This is a genomic window from Elioraea sp. (assembly GCF_022842375.1).
Taxonomy (GTDB): domain Bacteria; phylum Pseudomonadota; class Alphaproteobacteria; order Acetobacterales; family Acetobacteraceae; genus Elioraea_A.
In genome coordinates this window covers 238,492-259,721 of record NZ_JALHPR010000003.1, presented here as the reverse complement: position 1 = coordinate 259,721, position 21,230 = coordinate 238,492, and the positions used below count along the sequence as shown (strand labels likewise).

Sequence of the window (21,230 nt, the reverse complement as noted above, 5' to 3'; positions counted from 1 at the left end):
ACACGCGTGTCAATTCAGCCTTTGTACTTCACCACCGTCTCGGCGATGTGGCGGCCGAAGGCCTTGGCCGTCTCATGGTCGGAGGCCGGCGGCGTCACGTCCGCCCCCTCGTCGACATTCGCCTGGGTGCCGAGGCCGAGATAGTGCCCGGTGCGGTTGAGGTCGGCCACACTGCCCTTGCTGCTGTTGAACCCAGGCATCATGCCGAGCGGGATCCACAGCATGCCCTGCTGCGCGGCAAGCGTGGCGAACTGGATCAGCGTCACCTGCTTGTCGCCGGCGTAGGAGCCGCTGTTGGTGAAGCCGGCCGCGAACTTGCCCTTCCAGGCCTGCTTCATCCACGCCTTCGAGGTGGCGTCGATGAAGGTTTTGAAAGGGCCCGAGGCGCCGCCCATGTAGGTGGGCGCGCCGAACACGATCGCGTCGGCGGCGTCGAGCGCGGCCCAGGCAGCGTCCGACACGGTGCCGTCCTTCTGCACGGCGATGAACTGCACCGACGCGCCGGCGACGGCGGCAGCACCGGCGCGCACGCTCTCGGCAACCGCTGCCGTGTGGCCATAGCCGCTGTGGAAGACGATGGCGATCGAGGCCATGGGACGATGCTCCTGTGAAGGGGGACTGTGGCGTGGCGCGGGATGTGCCACGCTACCCCCGATCACGGAACGCTGGTTCGGATGATGATGCGCATCCGCCGTGCCGATGATTGGGAGACGTGTGCCATGCCGAAGGATGCGCAGGGCCTGGGGCTGACCATCGCCTCGCCGGAAGGGGCGGCGGCGTGGGACCATGCGGTGGCGGGCTATCTCGGCTACCGGGCCGATGCGCCTGCCAGGCTGAAGGCGTTGTTCGCGGCTGACGCGGCAGCGCCGATGGCGCATGTGCTGAAGGGGTCCTTCGGCATGCTCGCCTTCAACGCAGCCTACGTCCCGGCCGCCCGCGCGGCGGCGGCAGAGGCTGCGCGGCTTGCAGTGACGGCGACGACGCGCGAGCAGGCACATGCCGCAGCGCTTGCCGCCTGGGCCGATGGTGCGCTCGACCGCGCGCTCAGGCTCTGGCGCGGCATCCTTGCCGATCATCCGCATGACGTGGTGGCGTTCCGGCTGCACCATTTCGTTGCCTTCTGGCTCGGCCGCCCGCGCGAGATGGCGTCGGCCGCAGCCCAGGTTCGGCCGGCGTGGAGCGATGGGGTGGCGGCCTATCCCGCCATGCTCGGCTGCTTCGCCTTCGCCGCCGAGGAATGCGGCGAGCGGGTGCGGGCGGAACACGATGGCCGTTTGGCGGTGGCGTCAGACCCGACCGACCTCTGGGCCGCGCACGCGGTGGCGCACGTGCTCGAGATGACCGGGCGCGAGGCCGAGGGCATCGCCTGGACGGAGGGGCTCTCGCGCCACTGGTCGGGCGGCAACCAGATCACGCATCACCTCTGGTGGCACCGCGCGCTCTACCACTTCCAGCAGGGCGACACCGCGACGGTGCTCGACCTCTACGACACGCAGTTCCGCAACGTGGCGTCACCGCTCACCGCCTCGCACCCCGATCTCTATGTCGACGTGCAGAACGCCGCGGCGATGCTGTGGCGGCTGCGGCGCGTCGGCGTCGAGGGCGGCGCGCGGTGGGAGGAACTCGCCGACAAGGCCGAGGCGCGGATGGGTGACGTGCTGTCGGCATTCACCCTGCCGCACTGGATGATGGCGCTTGTCGCCACCGGGCGATGGGACGCGGCGGCACGCTGGCTCGAGGCGGGGCGGGCTGCGGCCTCTGGCGAGGGCGAGAACGACGTGCTGGTGCGCGAGGTGGCGCTGCCGGTGTCGGAAGCGATCCTGCTCGCAGCCCGCGGCCAGGCTGCGCGGGCGGTTGCGTTGATGCGCCCCGTGCTCGGTCGGATGCATGCCCTCGGTGGCTCCCACGCGCAGCAGGACGTGCTGTGGCAGGCCTTCGCCGATGCCGCAATGGCCGCGGGCGATCGTGGCGCTCTCGCCGCGGCGCTGGCGTGGTCGACGCAGCGCTTCGCCACCCCGCCCGCGAAGCGTGCCGCCTGGGCGCGCGCGGCGGCGTGGGCTGACTGACAGCGGCGCTGCCGATCCGACAGGTGCGCCAGCGCACAGACTGAGCCTGTGCCGCGTCGCCACCCTTCCGCCGCGCCGTGAACTGGCGGCGAAGCGCAGGCGGGGGACTTCATGGCGACGATCAACGGCACCGATGGCAACGACACGATCCGCACGGCAGCGGCGGGCGGCAGCCTGGGTGGCCTGCCCAACGCGACGGATGACGGCGACACGATCAACGGCCTCGGCGGCAATGACCTGATCATCGGCGGTGCCGGCAATGACGCGATCAATGGCGGGCCAGGCAATGACACGATCCGCGGCGGGGCCGGCAACGACACGCTGAACACGGGCGCCACGATCACCGGCAACGAGTTCCTCCATGGTGACGCGGGCGATGACACACTGACAGCCGGGTTCAACCAGAACGGCTTCTTCACCTACCTCTATGGCGGCGCGGGCAACGACACCATCGTGGTGACACCCGGCGGCGAGCAGATCACCACCTTCGCCGACTACGCAGACCGCCCGCTTCCGATCGTGGCCGACCTGGTCGCTGGCATCGTCACGATCGATCTCGGTGGCGGGCTGGTCGAGACCGACACGCTGGTCAATGTCCGCGGCCTTCGCGGCGGCGCGGGCAACGACACGCTGCTCGGCTCCGAAGCCAACGACTTCCTGCTGCCCGGCCTCGGCACCAACGTGATCGATGGTCGCGGTGGGTTCGACGCGATCCGCTACATGGACATCGTCGGCGGCGTGGTGGTGGACCTTGCGGCCCGCACGGCCTTCAAGGTGGCGGATGGCAGCACCGATACCTTCACGAACATCGAGGCCGCCGTCGGCACGAACGACGCCGACACGCTGCGTGGCGACGACGCCGACAACGACCTTCGCCCCCTCGCCGGCAACGATGTCGTCGATGGGCGGGGCGGCTACGATACGGTTTCATATGCCACCAGCTTCTCGGGCGGTGCGGCGACCTTCTCGCCGGTCGGCAGCTTTCCGCTGACCGCCGGCATCGTCGGGAACCTCACCACGGGCATCGTCACCGACCCATGGGGCGGCACCGATACGCTGGTCAGCATCGAGCGCATCGTCGGAAGCTCACAGGCCGACGACCTCACGGGCGCGGTGCTGGGCGACGGAACGCGCACCCAGCTGCGCGGCATTCAGGGCAACGACACCTTCCGCGCGCCCGGTGTCGATACCTCCGTCACGGTCGAGTACCGCACCGATCCCGCGGGCGTTCTCGTCAACCTGTCCGCCAGCGAGCAGGTGCTCGGCGGCGTCACGCTCGCGGCCCGCACGGCGCGGGATGGCTGGGGCTTCACCGACAGCTTCGTCAACATCCAGGCCGTTCGCGGCTCCGACCACGGCGATGTCATCCTCGGCACCGCGCGGGCCGATGTTCTTGACGGCGAGGCCGGCCAGGACACCGTGATGGGCGGCGATGGCGACGACATCCTCTGGGGCCGCGGCGGGAATGACACCCTCGATGGTGGCGCGGGTAACGACAGCCTGCGCGGCGGCACCGGCGCCGACACCTATCGCGGTGGCGACGGCTATGACTGGATCAACTTCGAGAGCGACGGCACGCCGCTCCAGGGCGTCGTCGCGAGCCTGACGACGGGGCAGATCACCGATCCGTTCGGAAATGCCGAGACGATCACGTTCAACGACATCGAGATGCTGATCGGCACGAGCCTTGGCGACGATCTCGAGGGCAAGGCGCGCGATGTCTATCCCACGCTGCTGTCTGGCCGTGGCGGCAACGACACGCTGCGCGCAGGCAATGGCGGGCCGAAGCAGGTGGCGGCCGACTATCGCGACGACATCGACGTGAACGGCGACGGGTTCGGCATCATCGCCGACCTGACGCAGGAGAACGGCCAGGTCACCGACACCTTTGGCAACACCGATACGCTCGTCGGCATCACCTCGATCCGCGGCAGCGATCATGACGACAGCATCATCGCGAGCGCCGAGGCCAACTGGCTCGCCGGCGAGGATGGCGATGACGTGTTCACCTACATCGACGCATCGCATGTCGCGGGCGACGAGATCGACGGTGGCGAGGGGATCGACACGATCCAGCTGATCGGCCCGTTCCCCGCTGGTGCGGTCGTCTACGATCTCTCACCGCTCGCGTTCGCGAACATCGAGCGCATCGCGCTCGAATTCGACGCCGACGTGCTGATGACGGCCGAGCAGTTCGCCGCCGTCGATGCGGTGGTGAGTGCTGGCGGCGGGTCATCGCTCGGCCTGACCACGGCCGGCACGCTCGATGCGTCGGGCGGCAAGGTCACCGGCGTCATCCTGTTCACCGGATCTGCCGGCAGCGACACGATCATCGCCACCGCAGGCGACGAGGCGATCGCCGGCCAGGCGGGCGACGACACGATCGATGGCGGCGCCGGCACCGACACGGCCGTGTTCGCCGGCAACCGGGCCGACTATGTCATCACCGCCAGCGGCGCGACCGTGACCATCGCCGATGTCGCACCGACGCTCGATGACGACGAGGGAACCGACACGTTGGCCAATGTCGAGCTGTTCCGCTTCAAGGATGGCACCTTCTCGCGCGCGGAGCTGTTCAACGAGGCGCCGGTTGCCGTCGACGATGGCTTCGGCACCGATGAGGACACGGTGCTTGCCGGCAACGTGCTTGCCAACGACACGGATGCGAATGGCGATGCGCTGACGGCCGTGCTCGCGTCAGGTACCGCCAATGGCACGCTGATGCTGAACGCTGATGGCAGCTTCGCCTACACGCCGAATGTGGATTTCTCCGGCGCCGACAGCTTCACCTACCGCGTCAGCGACGGCGCGCTGGACAGCGGGATCACGACGGTCTCGCTCACGATCACCCCGGTCAACGATGCGCCGGTGGCTGGCGATGATGCCTTCGCCACGGCGTTCCAGGTGGCGCTCGTTCTTCCTGTCGCGAACCTGCTCGCCAATGATGGCGACATTGACGGGCCGGCACTCTCCATCACCGCGGTGGGCGATGCCTTGGGCGGCACCGTGTCGCTCGATGCCGGCCTCGTCACCTTCACGCCGTCCGCCGGTTTCAGCGGTGCTGCCTCCTTCGTCTACACGCTCAGCGATGGCAGCCTGAGCGACCAGGCGACGGTGGCGGTCACGGTCGGGGCCGCGCCCCCTCCGCCCCCACCGCCGCCGCCCCCTCCGCTGGGCCTCGGCTTCACGTTCAGCAACGGCTCGGTGAACAATGGCCAGGCACCGTCCGGCAGCCCGGTGAACAGTGGCGTCACCGTCGGCGATGTGGCGGGAACGCTCGTCATCGAATCGACACAGGCCTGGAACAACCCGAAGAACAGCTTCACCGGCCCTGCTGCCTGGACCCCGCCGGTCGGTGATGACGTGGCGGTGGTGAACTTCGTCGATGCGCGGGTGGATTTCTCCAATGCGCTCGGCGTCGATCTCTCCGTAGCACTGGTCGGCATCAAGCGCGGCGAGCTGCTGCTCGCCGACGGCAACGACGCAGCACGCATCGTGTTCCACAGCAACGAGGGAACGTGGAACAACACGATGGCCGTCTCCGCCGGTGCCGGCGACGATGTCGTGATCGCAACGACCGTCTCGCTCACCGGCGAGGACGAGGCCTATCTCGCCAACAACGCCAGCCCCGGCAACGGCTCGTTCTGGAGCAGCAACTATGACGGGCGCTTCTCAGTGCTCGATGTCGATCTCGGCGAGGGCAACGACACGGTGACGGCAACCGCCGTGCGGCTGGTCGCCAAGGGCGGTGCGGGCAACGACACGCTGGTCGGCGGCGCGAGGAACGACGTGCTGGATGGTGGCGCGGGAACCGACATCTACACTGGCGGCGGCGGGAACGACGTGTTCATCCTCCGTGCCGGCGAGGCGCAGGCGGATGTGATCACCGACTTCGCGTCCGGCGACGTGATCCGACTGCTCGGCTTCGGGAACGGGGCGGGCCTCGTTGCCGGGCCTGGCGGCAGCTACACGATCGAGAGCGGCGGGGCCGCCATCGGCAGCTTCACCGCGGCCGCCGGGCTCGTCGCGGGCCTCGACGTCGTGTTCGCCTGACGCGATCCCTCACCCTGGCAGGCGGCCGAGCGCGAGCTCGGCCGCGATCAGGTCGAGGGCGGCGAAGCCGACCGACTTGAACACCGTGATCGCCTCCCGCTCGCGCACCGGCACGCCGCCGCGCGCGAGGGAGGCGAGGTCGCCCAGCACCGCCTCGGGGCCGATCAGGCGCGCGGCGATCGCCTGCACCACCTCGCCGCCCTTGGCGAGAACGGCGTCGCGCTCATCGGCATACAGCAACACGCGCGCGAGCAGCGCAGGGTCGACCTCCGCCATCGCCGGTGTGAAGGCGCCGACGAGCCCGAGATGCGCGCCGGGGCGCACCCAGCCCGAGGCGATGATGGGCTCGCGCGCCGTCGTTGCCGTCACGATCACGTCGGCCGCCGCGATCTCGTCGGCCAATGCGCCGGCGGGAGCGGCGGCGATGCCCTCGACATCCAGCATGCCCGCCACGCGCGCTGCCTTCGCCGCCACGCGGCCCCAGACGCGCACCTCGGAAAGCGTTGGCAGCACGGCGAGATGCGCGCGCGCGAGCGGCAGGCAGAGCGCGCCCGTGCCGACGATGAGCAGACGCCGCGCATCGGGCCGCGCGAGCCACTTCGCGCCAAGTGCCGCTGCGGCCGCGGTGCGCCGTGCCGTCAGCTCCGTGCCGTCGAGCACGGCGACGACCTCGCCCGTCGCCTGCTCGAACGCCGTGTAGCTCGCCGCGATCGCCGGCAGGCCACGCGCACCGTTGCCGGGATAGGCGGTGACGAGCTTCACCCCCATCAACCCGCCCTTTCTCCAGGCGGGCATCAGCAGCAGTGCATCACCTTCCCCCGTCGGGTCGAGATGCATGCGCTGCGGGCTTGTCACCGGGTGGGCGAGGCCGCGCGCGAGCGCATCCACCAGGGCCGGATAGGGGGTGAGCTCTGCGAGCGATGCGGCGTCTATGATCTGCATCGATTCATGATGGACGGGGCTTTCCCCAGCCTCAAGCCGCGCTACCCTGCCACCATGAACGAACGCTTCGATGTCGTGATCGTCGGCGGCGCTGCGGTTGGCGCGTCTGTCGCCTGGCATCTCGCGCGTGACGCGAGTTTCAAAGGCTCGACTCTCGTTCTGGAGAGGGACGCGACCTACGCGACGGCGGCAACCGCATTGTCGGCGAGCTCGATCCGCCGGCAGTTCTCCACCGCGATCAACGTGCGCGTCTCCGGCTACGGCATCGCGCTGCTGCGCGAGGCGAAGGAATTGCTCGGCGCCGATGCCGGGCTGCATGAGGGCGGCTACCTCTTTCTCGCCACCGAGGCCGGGCGGCCGATCCTGCGCGAGAACCACGCCGTGCAGGTGGAGGAGGGGGCCGACATCGCCTGGCTGGAGCCTGAGGCGCTCGCCGCGCAGTTCCCCTGGATGAACGTCGATGGCCTCGCCGCCGGCACCTGGGGCCGCACAGGCGAAGGCTGGTTCGACGGCTTCGGCGTGATGCAGGCGATGCGGCGGGCGAGCCGGGCGGCCGGCGTCACCTGGCGCGAGGCGGAGGTGGCGCGGCTGCTCACGGCAGGCGGGGCTGCCACGGGCGTCGTGCTGGCTGACGGAACGGAGATCGAGGCTGGAACCGTGGTCGTGACCGCCGGCACCGGTGCCGCCCCGCTGCTCGCCACGGCGGGGCTCGACCTTCCCGTGCGCGCGCGCAAGCGCTGCATCTTCTACGTGCGCTGCCCCGAGGCGCTGCCCGGCTTCCCTTTGCTGATTGATCCCTCGGGGGTCTATGCCCGGCCCGAGGGGGCCGGCTTCATCTGCGGCGTCGCCCCGCCGGAGGAGGCTGACCCTGACGTGGCGGCGGATGACTTCGTGGTCGACCATGCGTTGTTCGAGGAGGTGGTGTGGCCGACGCTTGCCGCCCGCGTGCCGGCCTTCGAGCGGCTTCGGATGGAGCGTGCCTGGGCCGGGCACTACGACATGAACCTGTTCGACCACAACGCCTTCGCAGGGGCCGCACCGGGCATCGCCAACCTGCTGCTGGCCTGCGGGTTTTCGGGCCATGGTCTGCAACAGGCGCCGGCGGTGGGCCGTGGGCTGGCGGAGCTTGCCGCGCATGGGCGGTTCGTCTCGCTCGATCTCGCGCCGCTGTCGCCCGCGCGGCTTGGCGAGAACCGCCCCCTGGTCGAGCGGAACGTGGTCTAAACGAGTTCGCAAAGAGAATGCTTATTCGGATGCGGATCGGCTTTCCGTACGCGAAAGACGAGCGAGATCTTTCCGGGAATACTCGAATTCATTCTCTCCAATCTTCAGTCTGGCCCTTGATGCCTCGCCAAGTAGGGCCGACGCAAGATCGTCCAAAGCACTCGAGTCACGTTCTCGTGTTTCTGTCCCGACTTTAAACAAATTTCGCGAAAGCGATTCGAGTAGCGTCGGCGGTATTGGAGAGTTCTGGCTGACTTTCCACTCAAACGCGGTCTCTACGATCCAGCTCGCGCGATCCATATCTAGTTCGAGCTGATGGAGAGTGAACTCGGCATCTGCATGCCTGTCTGACCACCGTGTTTCCCAACGAAGGTACCAAGCAAACAGCCCTGCGGCGAACACGGTTAAGGTGACGGCCTTTAGCGCCGCGCTGATTACGGTGAACGTATCTGTCGTAGAGAATGAGGTCCATGAAAAGATTGAAATTCCAGAAAGGCATACACCCAGAGCGCCATAGACTGCTAATCGTGTTGTGCTTCGTAAACGGTTAGTTTCTTGCGTAAGGGAAAACTTCTCCTTAAAAGACTTTATTTGATCCTTAATGTCTTTCCGTATGCCTCTGCGAACGTGTGTGTTATCGCGGTCATCAAGCGTCTTAGCGCGACTTTCTAGTTCTGCTTTTTGCGCTTTTAATGCGTCACGCTCAGTCGCAAATGAGTTGTTTAATACAACTTCTTTCTCACGCATCCCTTCATTGAGTAGTTTAACGCGATTTGAAAACTCTTCTTCTAGCTCAATACGCTTTTCTGCAAATTTATTGCCGACTTGAATAATCTGTTCATGTGCGAGCTTAATTATATGAGAATGATTTTCAAACATATCCTTTACGTTAGGGTTTAATATTGAAATTTCAGAGCTGTCAATGTTTTTAGATATTTCACGATCTATGAAACGTGACACCTTGACAGCAAGTTCTTGATCGATGGGGCCACTATGGTTCACACGAATTCCATCGAAGAATATTGATGGCTCAAATGAAATGCTACCGTTCTGAGATGCAACAGGCTTTCCTCTTTGAAACGAAATAGTGATATGGCCATTCTGATGGGGGCTATTTACCTGGAGCGATGAGCTGACAGATTTGATAAAACTGCTATCTGCATCAGAGGATTCCTCAACGATACCGGAAGATAAAGGCACATTTGTACTTGAGACCGTCAGCTGCAAGCTGGGCTCGCTAAATTGAAGCTCGGCCTGCAGTCTCCGAAAGATTGCGATTACTTTCGAATCTGTCAGCCTTGGAACTTGAAATACTGCGTCATTCATAACGGTGCCTCGCAGCGTTGGATCTGCAGATGATAGCGAAGCAGAGCGATTCGCGTCTCCGCAGATGCTGGGAATTCGATGTCCGAATGGGCTTTATCCCCGGGCGGTCTGCCGCTAAGGACAGTGCGAACCCCTGGGGAGGTGTTTTCCAATGACCAACTCGCGTGCCGGCCTTGGCCGGCGTTCCGTGCTTGCCGCAGGCGTTGCCGCCACCACGCTGCCGCTCGGCGCACCCGCGCTGCGGGCGCAGGCCGCCGCCATCCGCATCGGCGTGCTGCACCCGGTGACTGGCGCTGTCGCCTTCTCCGGCGCGCAAGGCCGCATCGGCGCCGAGATGGCGATCGCCGACATCAACGCCGCGGGCGGCATCAAGGCGATGGGCGGTGCCCGCCTCGAAGCCGTGCTGGGTGACGCACGCTCGACGCCCGAAGGCGGCGTGGCGGAGGTCGAGCGCATGGCCGCGGCGAACGTCGCCGCGATCATCGGCGGCTTCGCCTCCGGCATCGTGCTTGCCACCACGCAGGCCGCCTCGCGGTATGACCTGCCCTACCTCGTCGATGTCGGGGTGGCTGACGGCATCGTCACGCGGGGTCTCAAGAACACTTTCCGCTTCGGCCCGGGCTTCGGCGTGATCAGCCGCGTCGCGATCGAGAACCTGGTCGCGATGAACGATGCGGCCGGCAAGCCCGCGCGCACCGTGATCATCGTGCACGAGGACAGCCTGTTCGGCTCCGGCCTCGCCGGCCTGCTGAACCGCGAGCTGCCGGGCCGCGGCTTCGAGGTGCTCGAGACCATCGCCCACCCGACGCCGACGCGCGATTTCGCGAACGTCGCGCTCCGCATCCGCAGCCGCAATCCGGACCTCGTGATCCCGGCGAGCTACTACAATGAGTACGTGCTGCTCGCCCGCACCATGCAGCAGCAGCGCGTGCGGCCGAAGGCGATCTTCTCCGTGCTCGGCGGTGCCGCCTCGAACTTCCGCTTCGTGCGCGAGTTCCCCGATGCGGCCCGCTTCATCATGGACTGCAACCACTGGGTCGATGGCCGCAACCCTGCCGCCCAGGCGCTTCGCCGCAAGGTCGATGCCGCGAACCAGTTCTTCACCTACGAGCTGTTCCTCAACTACGCCAACGTCATGCTGCTGGCCGATGCGCTCGAGCGTGCCGGGTCTGCCGACAAGGCAAGGCTGACCGAGGCGCTGGCAGGCTCGACCTTCTCCGGCCACTTCATGCCGTACGGGCCGACCAAGTTCGAGAACGGCCAGAACACCGGTTCGGTGCCGGTGGTGACGCAGGTGCTCGACAACGACATCAAGGTGATCTTCCCCGCCGCGGTGGCGGAAGCACCGGCCGTGTTCCCGGTTCCGGCCTGATCGTCCTGATTGGCACATGACACGCGGGGTCGGGTTCGCCCGGCCCCGCGTGACGCACGATGATCCTCTCCCCCGACATCCTGGTCCAGGCCGTCGCGAACGGCCTGCTCACGGGCGCGATCTATGCCCTGATCGCGCTCGGGCTCACGCTCATCTACGGCGTGCTGCACATCATCAACTTCGCCCACGGCGCGCTGCTCACCGCCGCACTGTTTGCCGCCTTCTACGCCGATCGCGGCTTAGGCATCGACCCGTGGCTGTCGGTGTTCGCGCTCGCCCCCGCCTTCTTCGCGCTGGGCTACCTGTTGCAGCGCATGGTCATCTGGCCCGCGAGCCGGGGGGAGGATCGCGCGATCCTGCTCGTCACGCTCGGGCTTGCGGTGATGATCGAGAATGGGCTGCTGTTCAACTTCCGCTCCGATACGCGCACGATCGACCATCCCTTCGGCTTCGCGGTGATCGAGCTCGGCACCATGCTGCTGCCGACGACCCGGGTTGTGGCGTTCTTCGCAGCACTTGCGGTCACTGCAGCCCTTGGGCTGTTCCTGGCCTTGACCGACACCGGCCGCGCGATCCGCGCCGTGGCGAAGGAGCGGCTGGGGGCGGAGCTTTCGGGCGTCGATGTCGCGCATATCTACGGCGTCACCTTCGGCCTCGGCACGGCGTGCCTTGCGGTGGCCGCGTGCCTGCTGCTGCCGTCGTTCTACGTCACGCCGCAGGTGGGCAACGCCTTCGTCCTCGTCGCCTTCACCATCGTGGTGCTAGGTGGCATGGGCAGCGTGCCTGGTGCGCTGGCGGGTGGCTTCGTCATCGGCATCGTCGAGAGCATGACGGGGCTGATCTACGGCGAGACGCTGGGGCAGCTCGGCATCTTCATCATTTTCATCCTGGTGCTGCTCGTGCGGCCGCAGGGGCTGTTCGGGGCGAAAGCGTGATGCGCCCCTATCGCCTCCTGCTCATCGTCCTCGCCATGCTCGCCGCGCTGCCGCTGGTGATCGAGAGCAACGTCGCGCTGAACTTCCTCAAGGTCTCGCTCATGCTCGCGCTGGCGGGAACGGGGTGGAACCTGCTCGGCGGCTATGGCGGGCAGTTCAGCTTCGGGCATGCGGTGTTCTTCGGCACGGGCGCCTACACGGCCGCTGTGCTGCAGGTGCGCTTCGGCATCAATGCCTGGGTGGCGTTCGGGGCGGGCATCGCGCTCGGCGCCCTGGTTGGTGCCGCGATCGGCTGGCTCACCTTCCGCGCTGGCCTGCGCGGCTCCTACTTCGCCCTTGTCACGCTCGCGTTTGCCGAGGTGGCGCGCATCATCGCTTCCGTCTGGCCGCTCACCGGCGCTGGTGCTGGCATCCTCATCCCGCTCAAGCTGGGCGTGGCGAACCTGCAATTCGGCAGCCGGGCCGAGGGCTACTGGTTCGTTCTCGCGCTGCTTGGCCTCGCGATGGCGCTCGCGCGCGCGATCGAGGGGCGACGCTTCGGCGCGCAGCTCGTCGCCGTGCGGGAGAACGAGGATGCTGCCAAGGCGCTCGGCGTCGACGTGTTGCGCGTGAAGCTGATGGCGATCGCGCTCTCGGGTGGCATCACCGCATCGGCCGGCGGCTTCTACGCGCAGACCTTCCTCTACCTCGATGCCGGCCTCGCCTACGGCCCGTGGATCAGCGTCGAGGCGCTGTTGACGGCCATCGTCGGCGGCATCGGCACGGTCTGGGGCCCGCTGCTCGGCGCACTCGTGTTGCAGGCGCTGTCGGAACTCGGCAAGCATCTCGGCGGCGATGCGCCTGGGCTCGGGCTCGTGCTGTTCGGGGCGGTGCTCATCATCGTCGTCCGCTTCGCGCCGGAGGGGATCGTCGGGCTCATCCGTCGCGCCCGTCCGCGGAGGGTGGCGCGTGGCTGAGCTGATCGCCGAGGCCATGGGCGTCACGGTCCGCTTCGGCGGGCTCGTTGCCGTGAACGATGCGTCCGTTCCGGTCACGGAAGGGCGCATCGTCGGTCTGATCGGGCCGAACGGCGCTGGCAAGACGACGCTGTTCGCCACCATCGCCGGTTTCCAGAAGCCGAATGCCGGCCGCATCCGCTTTCGCGGCAAGGACATCACCGCCCTTGCTCCGCACCGGCGCGCAGCACTCGGCATCGCGCGCACCTTCCAGATCGTGCAGCCCTTCGCCGGCCTCTCGGTGCGGGAGAACATCGCCGTCGGCGCCCATCTCCGCCACGCGGGCCGGGCCGAGGCGCTTGCGGCGGCCGATGCCGTGGCCGATCGCGTCGGGCTGTCGGCGCTGCTGAACCTTCCCGCAGCGTCGCTCACCGTCGCGGGGCGGAAGCGTCTCGAGCTCGCCCGGGCGCTGGCGACAGAGCCGCAGCTGCTGCTGCTCGACGAGGTGCTCGCCGGCCTCAACCCCTCCGAGGTGCGTGACGTGATCCCCGTGATCCGCGCGATTCGTGACGGCGGCGTCACGGTGCTGATGATCGAGCATGTGATGCAGGCGGTGATGGCGCTGGCCGACGAGATCCACGTTCTGTCCGAGGGCCGCATCATCGCGCGCGGCAGCCCCGATGCGGTGGCGCGCGACCCGGCGGTGGTCGAGGCCTATCTCGGCCACGGTGCGGCCGCGCGGCTGCAGGGCAACGCGCATGCTTGAGGTATCGGGCCTCCGCGCCGGCTATGGCCCCGCCGAGGTGCTGCGTGGCATCGACCTCACCGTGCGGGCGGGCGAGATCGTCGCGGTGCTCGGCGCGAACGGTGCGGGCAAGACGACGCTGAACCGCGCGATCAGCGGCGTGATCGGCGTGCGCGGCGGATCGATCCGTTTCGATGACGAGGAGCTTGCCGGGTCGAAGCCCGCCGCGATCGTCACGCGCGGGCTGATCCATGTTCCCGAAGGCCGGCGCATCTTCCCGAACATGAGCGTGCGCGACAACCTGATCATGGGCAGCTACGCGCGGGCCAAGCGCAACCGCGCGGCCAATCTCGATCGTGTGTTCGCGACCTTCCCGCGGCTTGCCGAACGCACCCGCCAGGCTGCCGGAACGCTCTCGGGCGGCGAACAGCAGATGCTCGCCATCGGCCGCGGCCTGATGGCGGAGCCGCGGCTGCTGATCCTCGACGAACCCTCGCTCGGCCTCTCGCCGCTGCTGGTCGAGGAGATGTTCGCGCTGATCGGCCGCATCAACGCCGAAGGGCTCGCCATCATGCTGGTCGAGCAGAACGTGATGCAGTCACTTGGCCTCGCCAACCGCGCCTACATCATCGAGCAGGGCGAGATCGTGCTGTCGGGCGCGGCCGAGGCGCTGGCGGCTGACCCGGCGCTCCAGAAAGCCTATCTCGGCCTTTAGGCTGGTCTTGGGGAGGAACGTTCCGTGACCGATCTCCGAACGCGGCTGGCGCGGAAACCCATCGTCATCGCCCCTGGCGTGTGCGATGCGCTCACCGCCGCCATCGCCGCCGATGCGGGGTTCGAGGCGCTCTACGTGTCAGGTGCCGCGATCGCCTACACGAAGCTCGGGCGCCCCGATATCGGCCTCGTCTCGATGGCGGAGGTGGCCGACCATGTCGCCCTGCTGGCCGATCGCGTCGCACTGCCGCTGATCGTCGATGGCGACACGGGCTACGGCAACGCGCTGAACGTGCAACGCACCGTGCGCGCGTTCGAGCGTGCCGGTGCGGCCGCGATCCAGCTCGAGGACCAGACGTTTCCGAAACGCTGCGGCCACCTCGACGGCAAGGGCGTGATCCCTGCCGCCGAGATGGTGGGCAAGCTCCGCGCAGCGGTGGATGCGCGCGCATCGGATCGTTTCCTGATCGTCGCACGCACCGACGCCGCGGCGATCGATGGTCTCGACGCAGCGCTCGACCGTGCCGCGATGTACGCCGAAGCCGGCGCGGATGTGCTGTTCGTCGAGGCGCCGCGCACGGAGGATGATCTCGCCGCCGTGGCGAAGGCACTCGGCGGCCGGCTGCCGCTGCTGGCCAACATGGTCGAGGGTGGCAAGACGCCGGTGCTGCCGGCCGTCACGCTGGAGGCGATCGGCTTCTCGCTCGTCATCTTCCCCGGCGGCATCGTGCGCGCGCTGGCCGCCACGGCGCGTGACTATTACGCCTCGCTCCACCAGGCCGGCACGACCGAACCGTTCCGGAACCGGATGCTTGACCTGACGGGGCTGAACGACGTGATCGGAACCCCAGCGATGCTCGCCGCCGGAAAGCGATACGAATGACGATGCTCGATCCCGTCACGCTCGCGGTTCTGAAGGGCCGCCTCGAGCAGATCGCCGACGAGATGGACGCGACCCTCGCGCGCTCTGCCTTCAACCCGATCATCGCCGAGGCGCGCGACCTCTCGCACGGTCTCTACGATGCCGAAACCGGCGAGACGCTGGTGCAGGGAACGGCGGGGCTGCCGATCTTCGTGGGCGCCACGGCGTTCGCGGTGAAGGCGGTGATCGACGCTTCCGCGCGCGAGGGCGGCGCAAGGCCAGGCGAAACGTGGATCTTCAACGACCCGTATGACGGCGGAACGCATCTCAACGATTTCCGCCTGGTGCGGCCCTTCTTCCGCGCGGGCCGGCTGTTCTGCTGGCTCGCCTCCGTCGGCCATTGGCTCGACATCGGCGGCAACGTGCCTGGTGGCTACAATCCGCGCGCGACCGACAGCCACCAGGAAGGCGTGCGCATTCCCCCCGTGCGCCTGATGCGCGATGGCGTGGTGGATAGCGGCATCGTTGCCATCCTCGGCGCGAACAGCCGCGTGGCACAGTCGAACTGGGGTGACCTGAACGGCCAGATCAACGCGCTCGACCTCGGCGAGAAGCGCCTCGCCGCGCTGCTCGACGAGTATGGCGACGCGATGATCGCCGCAGCACTTGCCGCGTTGACCGAACGCGCCGCCGCGCTGATGCGGAGCGAGATCGCGGCCCTGCCCGATGGCGTGTACGAGGCAGAGGACTTCCTCGACAATGACGGCATCGTGGATGCGCCGCTGCCGGTGCGGCTCCGCATGACGATCGCGGGCGGTGTGATGACGCTCGACTTCACCGGCTCTGCCGAGGGCTGCGCGGGGCCGCTGAACATCAGCCGTGCGACGACCATCGCCTGCTGCTATGTGGCGCTGAAGCACCTGTTCCCCGAGGTGCCGTCGAACGGCGGCTGCCTGCACCCGATCGCCTTCGTCGTGCCGGACGGCTCGATCCTCGGCGCGGGGCCGCCCAAGCCCGTTGGTGGCTATACCGAAACGATCCTGCGGGTGATCGACACGGTGTTCCGCTGCTTCGCGCAAGCCGCCCCCGACCGCGCGACCGCCGCCCCCTTCGGCACGATCAACGCGCTCTCGATCAGCGGCTGGCGGGGCAGGGGCCATCGCTGGGTGATGTTCTGCTTCTTTGGCGGTGGCCTTGGCGGCAACCCTGAGAGCGATGGGCTGAACCACGGCAACAACCCGATCAGCACCGCGACCATTCCGCCGCTCGAAATCATCGAGGCGGCCTATCCGGTCGCGTTCAGGCAATGGGCGCTGCGGCCAGACAGCGCCGGCCCCGGCCTCCACCGTGGCGGGTGCGGCGCGATCTACGAGGTCGGGCTGCGCGACGGCGTGACGGCGGAGGCGTTCCTGCTCGGCGAGCGCGGGCGCTTCCCGCCCTTCGGTGCCAGCGGCGGCGGTGATGCCGCGCCGAACCGCTTCACCTATGGCACAGGGGATGATCGCGAGGCGCCGACGATGACCTCCAAGGCCTTCGGCATCGCGCTTGCGGGATCGCAGACGGTACGGCTCGAAACGCCTGGCGGCGGTGGCTGGGGCGATCCGTTCTCGCGCGATCCTGCCGCTGTCGCGCGTGACGTGGCCTGCGGCTACGTCTCGGCCGAGGCAGCACGGCGCGACTACGGCGTGGTCATCACCGCTGATCGCGTCGACGATGCCGCGACCACCCAGGCGCGGGGAGAGCGCGCATGAGCGGGGCGATCGTCGGCGTCGATGTTGGCGGTACGTTCACCGACTTGTTCGCGCTCGATCCTGACACCGGAACGTTCCGCGTCGGCAAGGTGCCGAGCCAGCGCGGTGACGAGGCGCAGGGCTTCCTCGCCGGCCTCGACAGCGTCGGCGGCACCGCAGCACTCGCGGCCATCGTCCATGGCACGACCGTAGGCACCAACGCGCTGCTCGAACGCAAGGGCGCGCGCATCGGGCTGATCGCGACCAGGGGCTTCCGCGACGTGCTGGAGATGCGCCGGCGTGACCGTCGCCGCACATGGGGCCTCTGGGGCGACTTCGTCCCCGTGGTCGAGCGGAACCTGAGGCTGGAGGTGGCAGAGCGCACCTTCGCTGACGGCACGATCGGCGAGGTGGTGGACCTCGCCGCGGTCGAGGAGGCGGGCCGCGCCCTGCTTGCCGCGGGCGCCGAGGCGGTGGCCGTCGCCTTCATCAACGCCTATGCGAACCCGGCGAACGAGCGTGCTGCGGTGGCGGCCCTGCGCGCGTTCTGGCCTACCCCGCATGTCTGCTGCTCGTCCGAGATCCTTCCCGAGATCCGCGAGTTCGAGCGCACCTCGACCACCGCGCTCAACGCCTATCTGCAGCCCGTCGTCGGCGCCTATCTCGGCCGGCTTGAGGGTGCGCTGGCGGAACGGTCCTACCAGGGCGCGTTCCACATCGTGCAGTCGAACGGCGGGGTGATGAGCACCGCCACCGCGCGCCGCCTGCCGGTGCGCACCGCCCTCTCCGGCCCCGCCGCCGGCGTGATCGCCGCCGCAGCGATCGCCGAGGCGGCGGGCTTCGCCGATGTGATCACCGGCGACCTTGGCGGCACGAGCTTCGATGTGTCGCTGATCGCCGGCGGCAGGCCATCGTTCGCCGCGCAGGCCGCCGTGGATTTCGGTCTCGTCATCCGCACGCCGATGGTCGAGATCACGACCATCGGGGCCGGCGGCGGCTCGATCTGCCGCGTCGATGCGGGCGGCCTGCTCCAGGTGGGGCCGGAGAGTGCCGGCAGCAGGCCAGGCCCTGTGTGTTACGGTACCGGAAACGACCGGCCGACGCTGACGGACGCGAACCTCGTTCTCGGCCGCATCAACGGCGAACGGCCGATCGGCGGTGCGCTGGCGCGGCTCGACACCGATGCTGCCGCGCGCGCCATCGCGATCCATGTCGGCGACAAGCTCGGGCTCGATGCGATGGCCGCGGCAGAGGCGATCGTGCGCGTGGCGAATGCGCGCATGGCCGGTGCCATCCGGCTGCTATCGATCGAGCGCGGGCATGACCCCGCACGCTTCGCGCTGATGCCCTTCGGCGGCGGCGGCGCGCTGCATGCCGGCGCGCTGATCAAGGACCTTGGCCTCGCTGCTGCCCTCGTGCCGCGCTTCCCGGGTGTCACGAGCGCGCTTGGCTGCGTCATCGCCGACATCCGGCATGACCAGGTGCAGACGGTGAACCTCGCCCTCGATGGCGTCGATGCCGCAGCACTCGGCGCGCGCCTCGGTGCGATGGCAGCAGAGGCGCGCGGCGTCGTCGATGCGGCAGGCCTCGCGCTTGCCGGCCTCGACATCCTGTTCGAGGCTGACATGCACTATGTCGGACAGACGCATGCCGTGTCGGTCCCACTGCCGTTCGCGGTGAACGGCGGGATGGTGATGGCGAGCGAGGCGGCCATCCGCGCGGCGTTCGAGGCAGCGTATACGGCGGCGTTCTCGCGCCTGCTGCCCGGCATTCCGGTGCGGGTCGCGACACTGCGCACGGTCGCGATCGGCCGGCGCCCGGTGATCGACCTCGCCATGCTCGCCCCTGGTGCGGATGCGTCGGTCGCTGCCGCACGCACCGGTTCGCGCCGCGTGTGGTTCGACGGCGCCTGGCATCAGGCGACGGTATACGCGCGCCTCGCACTTCCCGTCGGCGCGTCGATCCCCGGCCCCGCGATCCTCGAACAGCCTGACGCGACCATCGTGGTCGACCCTGACCTCGAAGCGACGGTGGATCGCTTCGGCAACCTGGTGATGCGCCGCGCATGAGCGCGGGTGTTCTCCCGGTCGAGGGTGTTGCCTTCGCGGCGGAGGCCGATGTCGTCATCATCGGCGCCGGTGCGGCGGGCCTTGTCGCTGCCCTCTCGGCGACGGAGGCTGGTGCGTCGGTCGTCGTGCTCGAACGCGATGCCGTTCCGCGCGGCTCGACCGCTCTCTCGGCCGGCCTCATCCCCGCTGCCGGAACACCGTTCCAGGCTGCCGCCGGAATCGATGACAGCCCGGAACGCTTCGCCGCCGACATCGCCGCGAAGGCGAAGGGCCAGGTCGACCACGCGGTGCTCGGTGCCGTGACGCAGGCGATCGGCCCCACGCTCGCGTGGCTGGCGGAACGCCATGGCCTGCCCTTCGACGTGATCACCGATTTTCGCTATCCGGGCCACAGCGTGCACCGCATGCACGGCCTGCCCAGCCGTTCCGGCGCCGAGTTGATCGACAGGCTGCGCGCGGCGGTGGAGGCGGAAGGCATCCCGCTGCTGACCGGCGCGCGCGTGGAGACGCTGTTCGCCGGTGCCGACGGCACCGTGCACGGCATCGCGGCCGCGCGGACGGGTGGGCCCGCCGCGGAGCGGCAGACTGGAAGCGAGCGCATCGGCGCGCGTGCCATTGTGCTCGCCTGCAACGGCTATGGCGGCAATCCCGACCTGGTCCGCCGGCACATCCCGGCGCTGGCTGATGCGCTCTGGTTCGGTCATGCCGGCAACACCGGCGACGCGCTGGCCTGGGGCGATGCGCTTGGTGCAGCGAGCGCGCATCTCTCCGGCCACCAGGGCCATGGTTCGGTGGCGCACCCGCACGGCATCCTGATCACCTGGGCTGTGATCATGGAGGGTGGGTTCCAGGTCAACACGGCCGGCGTTCGGTTCAGCAACGAGACCGAAGGCTATTCCGAGCAGGCAGCGAAGGTGCTGGCCGAGCCTGGCGGCATTGCGTGGAGCGTGTTCGATGCGCGCATCGCCGCCATCGCGCGGCAGTTCGAGGATTTTCGCAGCGCCGAGGCGGCGGGCGCGATCCTTTCGGCGCCGACGCTGCCCGCGCTCGCCTTCACGATGCGCGTTCCGGAAGCTGCCCTGATGCGAGAGGCGGAGGCTGCACGCGGCACGGATCGTTTCGGTCGAGACTGGTCGGCCACGGCACCGCTCGCGGCCCCGTTCCATGCCGTGCGCGTCACCGGTGCGCTGTTCCATACCCAGGGTGGGCTGGCGATCGACCGCGAAGCGCGCGTGCTGCGGGCGGATGGGTCGCGTCTGCCCAATCTGTTTGCCACCGGAGGGGCTGCTGTAGGTCTGTCAGGCCCAGCGGCGGCGGGCTATCTTTCCGGCAACGGACTTCTCACCGCGGTCGCGCTCGGGCGTATCGCAGGGCGGGGGGCGGCTGGAGGGAACGGATGAGCATCGCCTGGGGCGCGGCCTCCGATACGGGTGTGTTGTCGGAGGTGCTCCTGGCGCGGCCGGTGCACTATCGCTGGATCCCCACGAATGCCGTGGTGCGCGCCACGCTCGATGCCGGTTCTGCGGCCGATGCCACGGCCGCCGCGGCGCAGCACGCCGAGCTCGAGGATGCGCTCGCCGGCGCCGGCGTCCGCCTCCGCCATGTTGTTCCGGAAGAGCATCTTCCATACCAGGTGTACACGCGCGATGCCGTACAGATGACGCATCGCGGCGCCGTGCTGACGCAGCTCGCGAGGCCGGAGCGTCGGGGCGAGTACGCAGCGGTCCTCCGCGTGCTCGAGGAGCATGCCGTGCCGGTGTGGCAGATGGCGAGCGCGGGCACGCTCGAAGGTGGCGACATCCACCTCATCCGCCCGGGCCTTGCCGCGATCGGCGTCTCGGGGGGGAGGACCGACGAGGCAGGCGCGGCACAGCTCGCGCGCTGGCTGTCGCACGAGGGATGGGAAGTCCGGACGGTTCGTTTTCCGGAGCATTTCCTGCATCTCGACCTGCTGTTCGCGATGGCTGCCGAAGGTGTCGCTGTGGCCTGCACCGACGTGCTGGAGGATGGGTTCATCGCCTGGCTCGGCGATCACGGCGTGCGGCTGATCTCGTCCACCTACCGCGAGGCGATGGCGCTGGCGGGCAACGTTCTTGCGCTCGGCGACGGGCGCGTGCTGTCGGCGCGCGGCTCCGTGCGCATCAACGCAGCGCTCAAGGCGGAGGGGCTGGTTGTTCTTGATCCGGAATTGTCCGTGTTCACGGCGGGCGGGGGTGGGCCGCGCTGTCTCACAGCACCGCTCCGCAGGGACGGCTAG

The 21,230-nt window shown here is 68.3% G+C and carries 16 protein-coding genes; 13 read left to right on the top strand and 3 right to left on the bottom strand.

Features of this window, described 5'->3' with window-relative positions:
• Positions 1-14 precede the first annotated feature (14 nt).
• Complete coding sequence (locus tag Q0C38_RS04650) at positions 15-593, bottom strand: flavodoxin family protein (RefSeq protein WP_291295895.1); 579 nt, start codon at positions 591-593, stop codon at positions 15-17.
• A 126-nt stretch (positions 594-719) separates the two neighbouring features.
• On the opposite strand from Q0C38_RS04650, the gene Q0C38_RS04645 reads away from it, so the two are divergent.
• Positions 720-2,066 carry a hypothetical protein gene (locus Q0C38_RS04645; RefSeq protein WP_291295894.1) on the top strand — a complete coding sequence of 449 codons (1,347 nt, stop codon included), beginning with the start codon at positions 720-722 and terminating at the stop codon, positions 2,064-2,066.
• A gap of 111 nt (positions 2,067-2,177) precedes the next feature.
• Entirely contained in the window at positions 2,178-6,119 is a 3,942-nt protein-coding gene (locus Q0C38_RS04640; protein WP_291295893.1) for an Ig-like domain-containing protein, read from the top strand.
• Positions 6,120-6,128: 9 nt separating this feature from the next.
• Here Q0C38_RS04640 and Q0C38_RS04635 read toward each other — a convergent pair whose 3' ends face one another.
• Positions 6,129-7,061, bottom strand: coding sequence for an ornithine cyclodeaminase family protein (locus Q0C38_RS04635; RefSeq protein ID WP_291295892.1), 933 nt, complete (start codon positions 7,059-7,061; stop codon positions 6,129-6,131).
• A 54-nt stretch (positions 7,062-7,115) separates the two neighbouring features.
• Here Q0C38_RS04635 and Q0C38_RS04630 point away from each other — a divergent pair, with 54 nt between their 5' ends.
• Positions 7,116-8,285, top strand: coding sequence for an FAD-binding oxidoreductase (locus Q0C38_RS04630; RefSeq protein ID WP_291295891.1), 1,170 nt, complete (start codon positions 7,116-7,118; stop codon positions 8,283-8,285).
• 21 nt (positions 8,286-8,306) lie between these two features.
• On the opposite strand, the gene Q0C38_RS04625 is transcribed toward Q0C38_RS04630, so the two are convergent.
• Positions 8,307-9,611: a hypothetical protein gene (locus Q0C38_RS04625; RefSeq protein ID WP_291295890.1), complete on the bottom strand. Its 1,305-nt coding sequence runs from the start codon at positions 9,609-9,611 to the stop codon at positions 8,307-8,309.
• Between the two features lie 151 nt (positions 9,612-9,762).
• Here Q0C38_RS04625 and Q0C38_RS04620 point away from each other — a divergent pair, with 151 nt between their 5' ends.
• Genes Q0C38_RS04620 through Q0C38_RS04575 form a run of 10 tightly spaced genes read left to right on the top strand, consistent with a single transcriptional unit; the run spans position 9,763 to position 21,230 of the window.
• Entirely contained in the window at positions 9,763-10,983 is a 1,221-nt protein-coding gene (locus tag Q0C38_RS04620) for an ABC transporter substrate-binding protein (RefSeq protein ID WP_291295889.1), read from the top strand.
• Positions 10,984-11,042: 59 nt separating this feature from the next.
• On the top strand, positions 11,043-11,918 hold the full coding sequence (locus Q0C38_RS04615; protein WP_291295888.1) for a branched-chain amino acid ABC transporter permease: 876 nt from the start codon (positions 11,043-11,045) through the stop codon (positions 11,916-11,918).
• Positions 11,918-12,874, top strand: coding sequence for a branched-chain amino acid ABC transporter permease (locus Q0C38_RS04610; RefSeq protein ID WP_291295887.1), 957 nt, complete (start codon positions 11,918-11,920; stop codon positions 12,872-12,874). The genes Q0C38_RS04615 and Q0C38_RS04610 overlap by 1 nt, the downstream gene beginning before the upstream one ends.
• Entirely contained in the window at positions 12,867-13,619 is a 753-nt protein-coding gene (locus tag Q0C38_RS04605) for an ABC transporter ATP-binding protein (RefSeq protein WP_291295886.1), read from the top strand. Before Q0C38_RS04610 ends, Q0C38_RS04605 begins: the two co-directional genes overlap by 8 nt.
• On the top strand, positions 13,612-14,313 hold the full coding sequence (locus tag Q0C38_RS04600) for an ABC transporter ATP-binding protein (protein ID WP_291295885.1): 702 nt from the start codon (positions 13,612-13,614) through the stop codon (positions 14,311-14,313). The genes Q0C38_RS04605 and Q0C38_RS04600 overlap by 8 nt, the downstream gene beginning before the upstream one ends.
• Positions 14,314-14,337: 24 nt before the next feature.
• The gene (locus Q0C38_RS04595) at positions 14,338-15,195 is read left to right on the top strand and encodes an oxaloacetate decarboxylase (RefSeq protein WP_291295884.1); all 858 of its coding nucleotides are present in this window, start codon (positions 14,338-14,340) and stop codon (positions 15,193-15,195) included.
• Positions 15,192-16,925 carry a hydantoinase B/oxoprolinase family protein gene (locus Q0C38_RS04590; protein ID WP_291295883.1) on the top strand — a complete coding sequence of 578 codons (1,734 nt, stop codon included), beginning with the start codon at positions 15,192-15,194 and terminating at the stop codon, positions 16,923-16,925. Before Q0C38_RS04595 ends, Q0C38_RS04590 begins: the two co-directional genes overlap by 4 nt.
• Positions 16,922-18,973 carry a hydantoinase/oxoprolinase family protein gene (locus Q0C38_RS04585; RefSeq protein WP_291295882.1) on the top strand — a complete coding sequence of 684 codons (2,052 nt, stop codon included), beginning with the start codon at positions 16,922-16,924 and terminating at the stop codon, positions 18,971-18,973. Before Q0C38_RS04590 ends, Q0C38_RS04585 begins: the two co-directional genes overlap by 4 nt.
• Positions 18,970-20,373, top strand: a complete 1,404-nt coding sequence (locus Q0C38_RS04580) for an FAD-dependent oxidoreductase (RefSeq protein WP_291295881.1) — start codon at positions 18,970-18,972, stop codon at positions 20,371-20,373. Before Q0C38_RS04585 ends, Q0C38_RS04580 begins: the two co-directional genes overlap by 4 nt.
• Complete coding sequence (locus tag Q0C38_RS04575; RefSeq protein ID WP_291295880.1) at positions 20,370-21,230, top strand: dimethylarginine dimethylaminohydrolase family protein; 861 nt, start codon at positions 20,370-20,372, stop codon at positions 21,228-21,230. Before Q0C38_RS04580 ends, Q0C38_RS04575 begins: the two co-directional genes overlap by 4 nt.

Coding starts and splice junctions, on each gene's coding strand:
- Q0C38_RS04650 (WP_291295895.1), bottom strand. CDS start 593: ATGGCCTCGATCGCCATCGTCTTCCACAGCGGCTATGGCCACACGGCA.
- Q0C38_RS04645 (WP_291295894.1), top strand. CDS start 720: ATGCCGAAGGATGCGCAGGGCCTGGGGCTGACCATCGCCTCGCCGGAA.
- Q0C38_RS04640 (WP_291295893.1), top strand. CDS start 2,178: ATGGCGACGATCAACGGCACCGATGGCAACGACACGATCCGCACGGCA.
- Q0C38_RS04635 (WP_291295892.1), bottom strand. CDS start 7,061: ATGCAGATCATAGACGCCGCATCGCTCGCAGAGCTCACCCCCTATCCG.
- Q0C38_RS04630 (WP_291295891.1), top strand. CDS start 7,116: ATGAACGAACGCTTCGATGTCGTGATCGTCGGCGGCGCTGCGGTTGGC.
- Q0C38_RS04625 (WP_291295890.1), bottom strand. CDS start 9,611: ATGAATGACGCAGTATTTCAAGTTCCAAGGCTGACAGATTCGAAAGTA.
- Q0C38_RS04620 (WP_291295889.1), top strand. CDS start 9,763: ATGACCAACTCGCGTGCCGGCCTTGGCCGGCGTTCCGTGCTTGCCGCA.
- Q0C38_RS04615 (WP_291295888.1), top strand. CDS start 11,043: ATGATCCTCTCCCCCGACATCCTGGTCCAGGCCGTCGCGAACGGCCTG.
- Q0C38_RS04610 (WP_291295887.1), top strand. CDS start 11,918: ATGCGCCCCTATCGCCTCCTGCTCATCGTCCTCGCCATGCTCGCCGCG.
- Q0C38_RS04600 (WP_291295885.1), top strand. CDS start 13,612: ATGCTTGAGGTATCGGGCCTCCGCGCCGGCTATGGCCCCGCCGAGGTG.
- Q0C38_RS04590 (WP_291295883.1), top strand. CDS start 15,192: ATGACGATGCTCGATCCCGTCACGCTCGCGGTTCTGAAGGGCCGCCTC.
- Q0C38_RS04585 (WP_291295882.1), top strand. CDS start 16,922: ATGAGCGGGGCGATCGTCGGCGTCGATGTTGGCGGTACGTTCACCGAC.
- Q0C38_RS04580 (WP_291295881.1), top strand. CDS start 18,970: ATGAGCGCGGGTGTTCTCCCGGTCGAGGGTGTTGCCTTCGCGGCGGAG.
- Q0C38_RS04575 (WP_291295880.1), top strand. CDS start 20,370: ATGAGCATCGCCTGGGGCGCGGCCTCCGATACGGGTGTGTTGTCGGAG.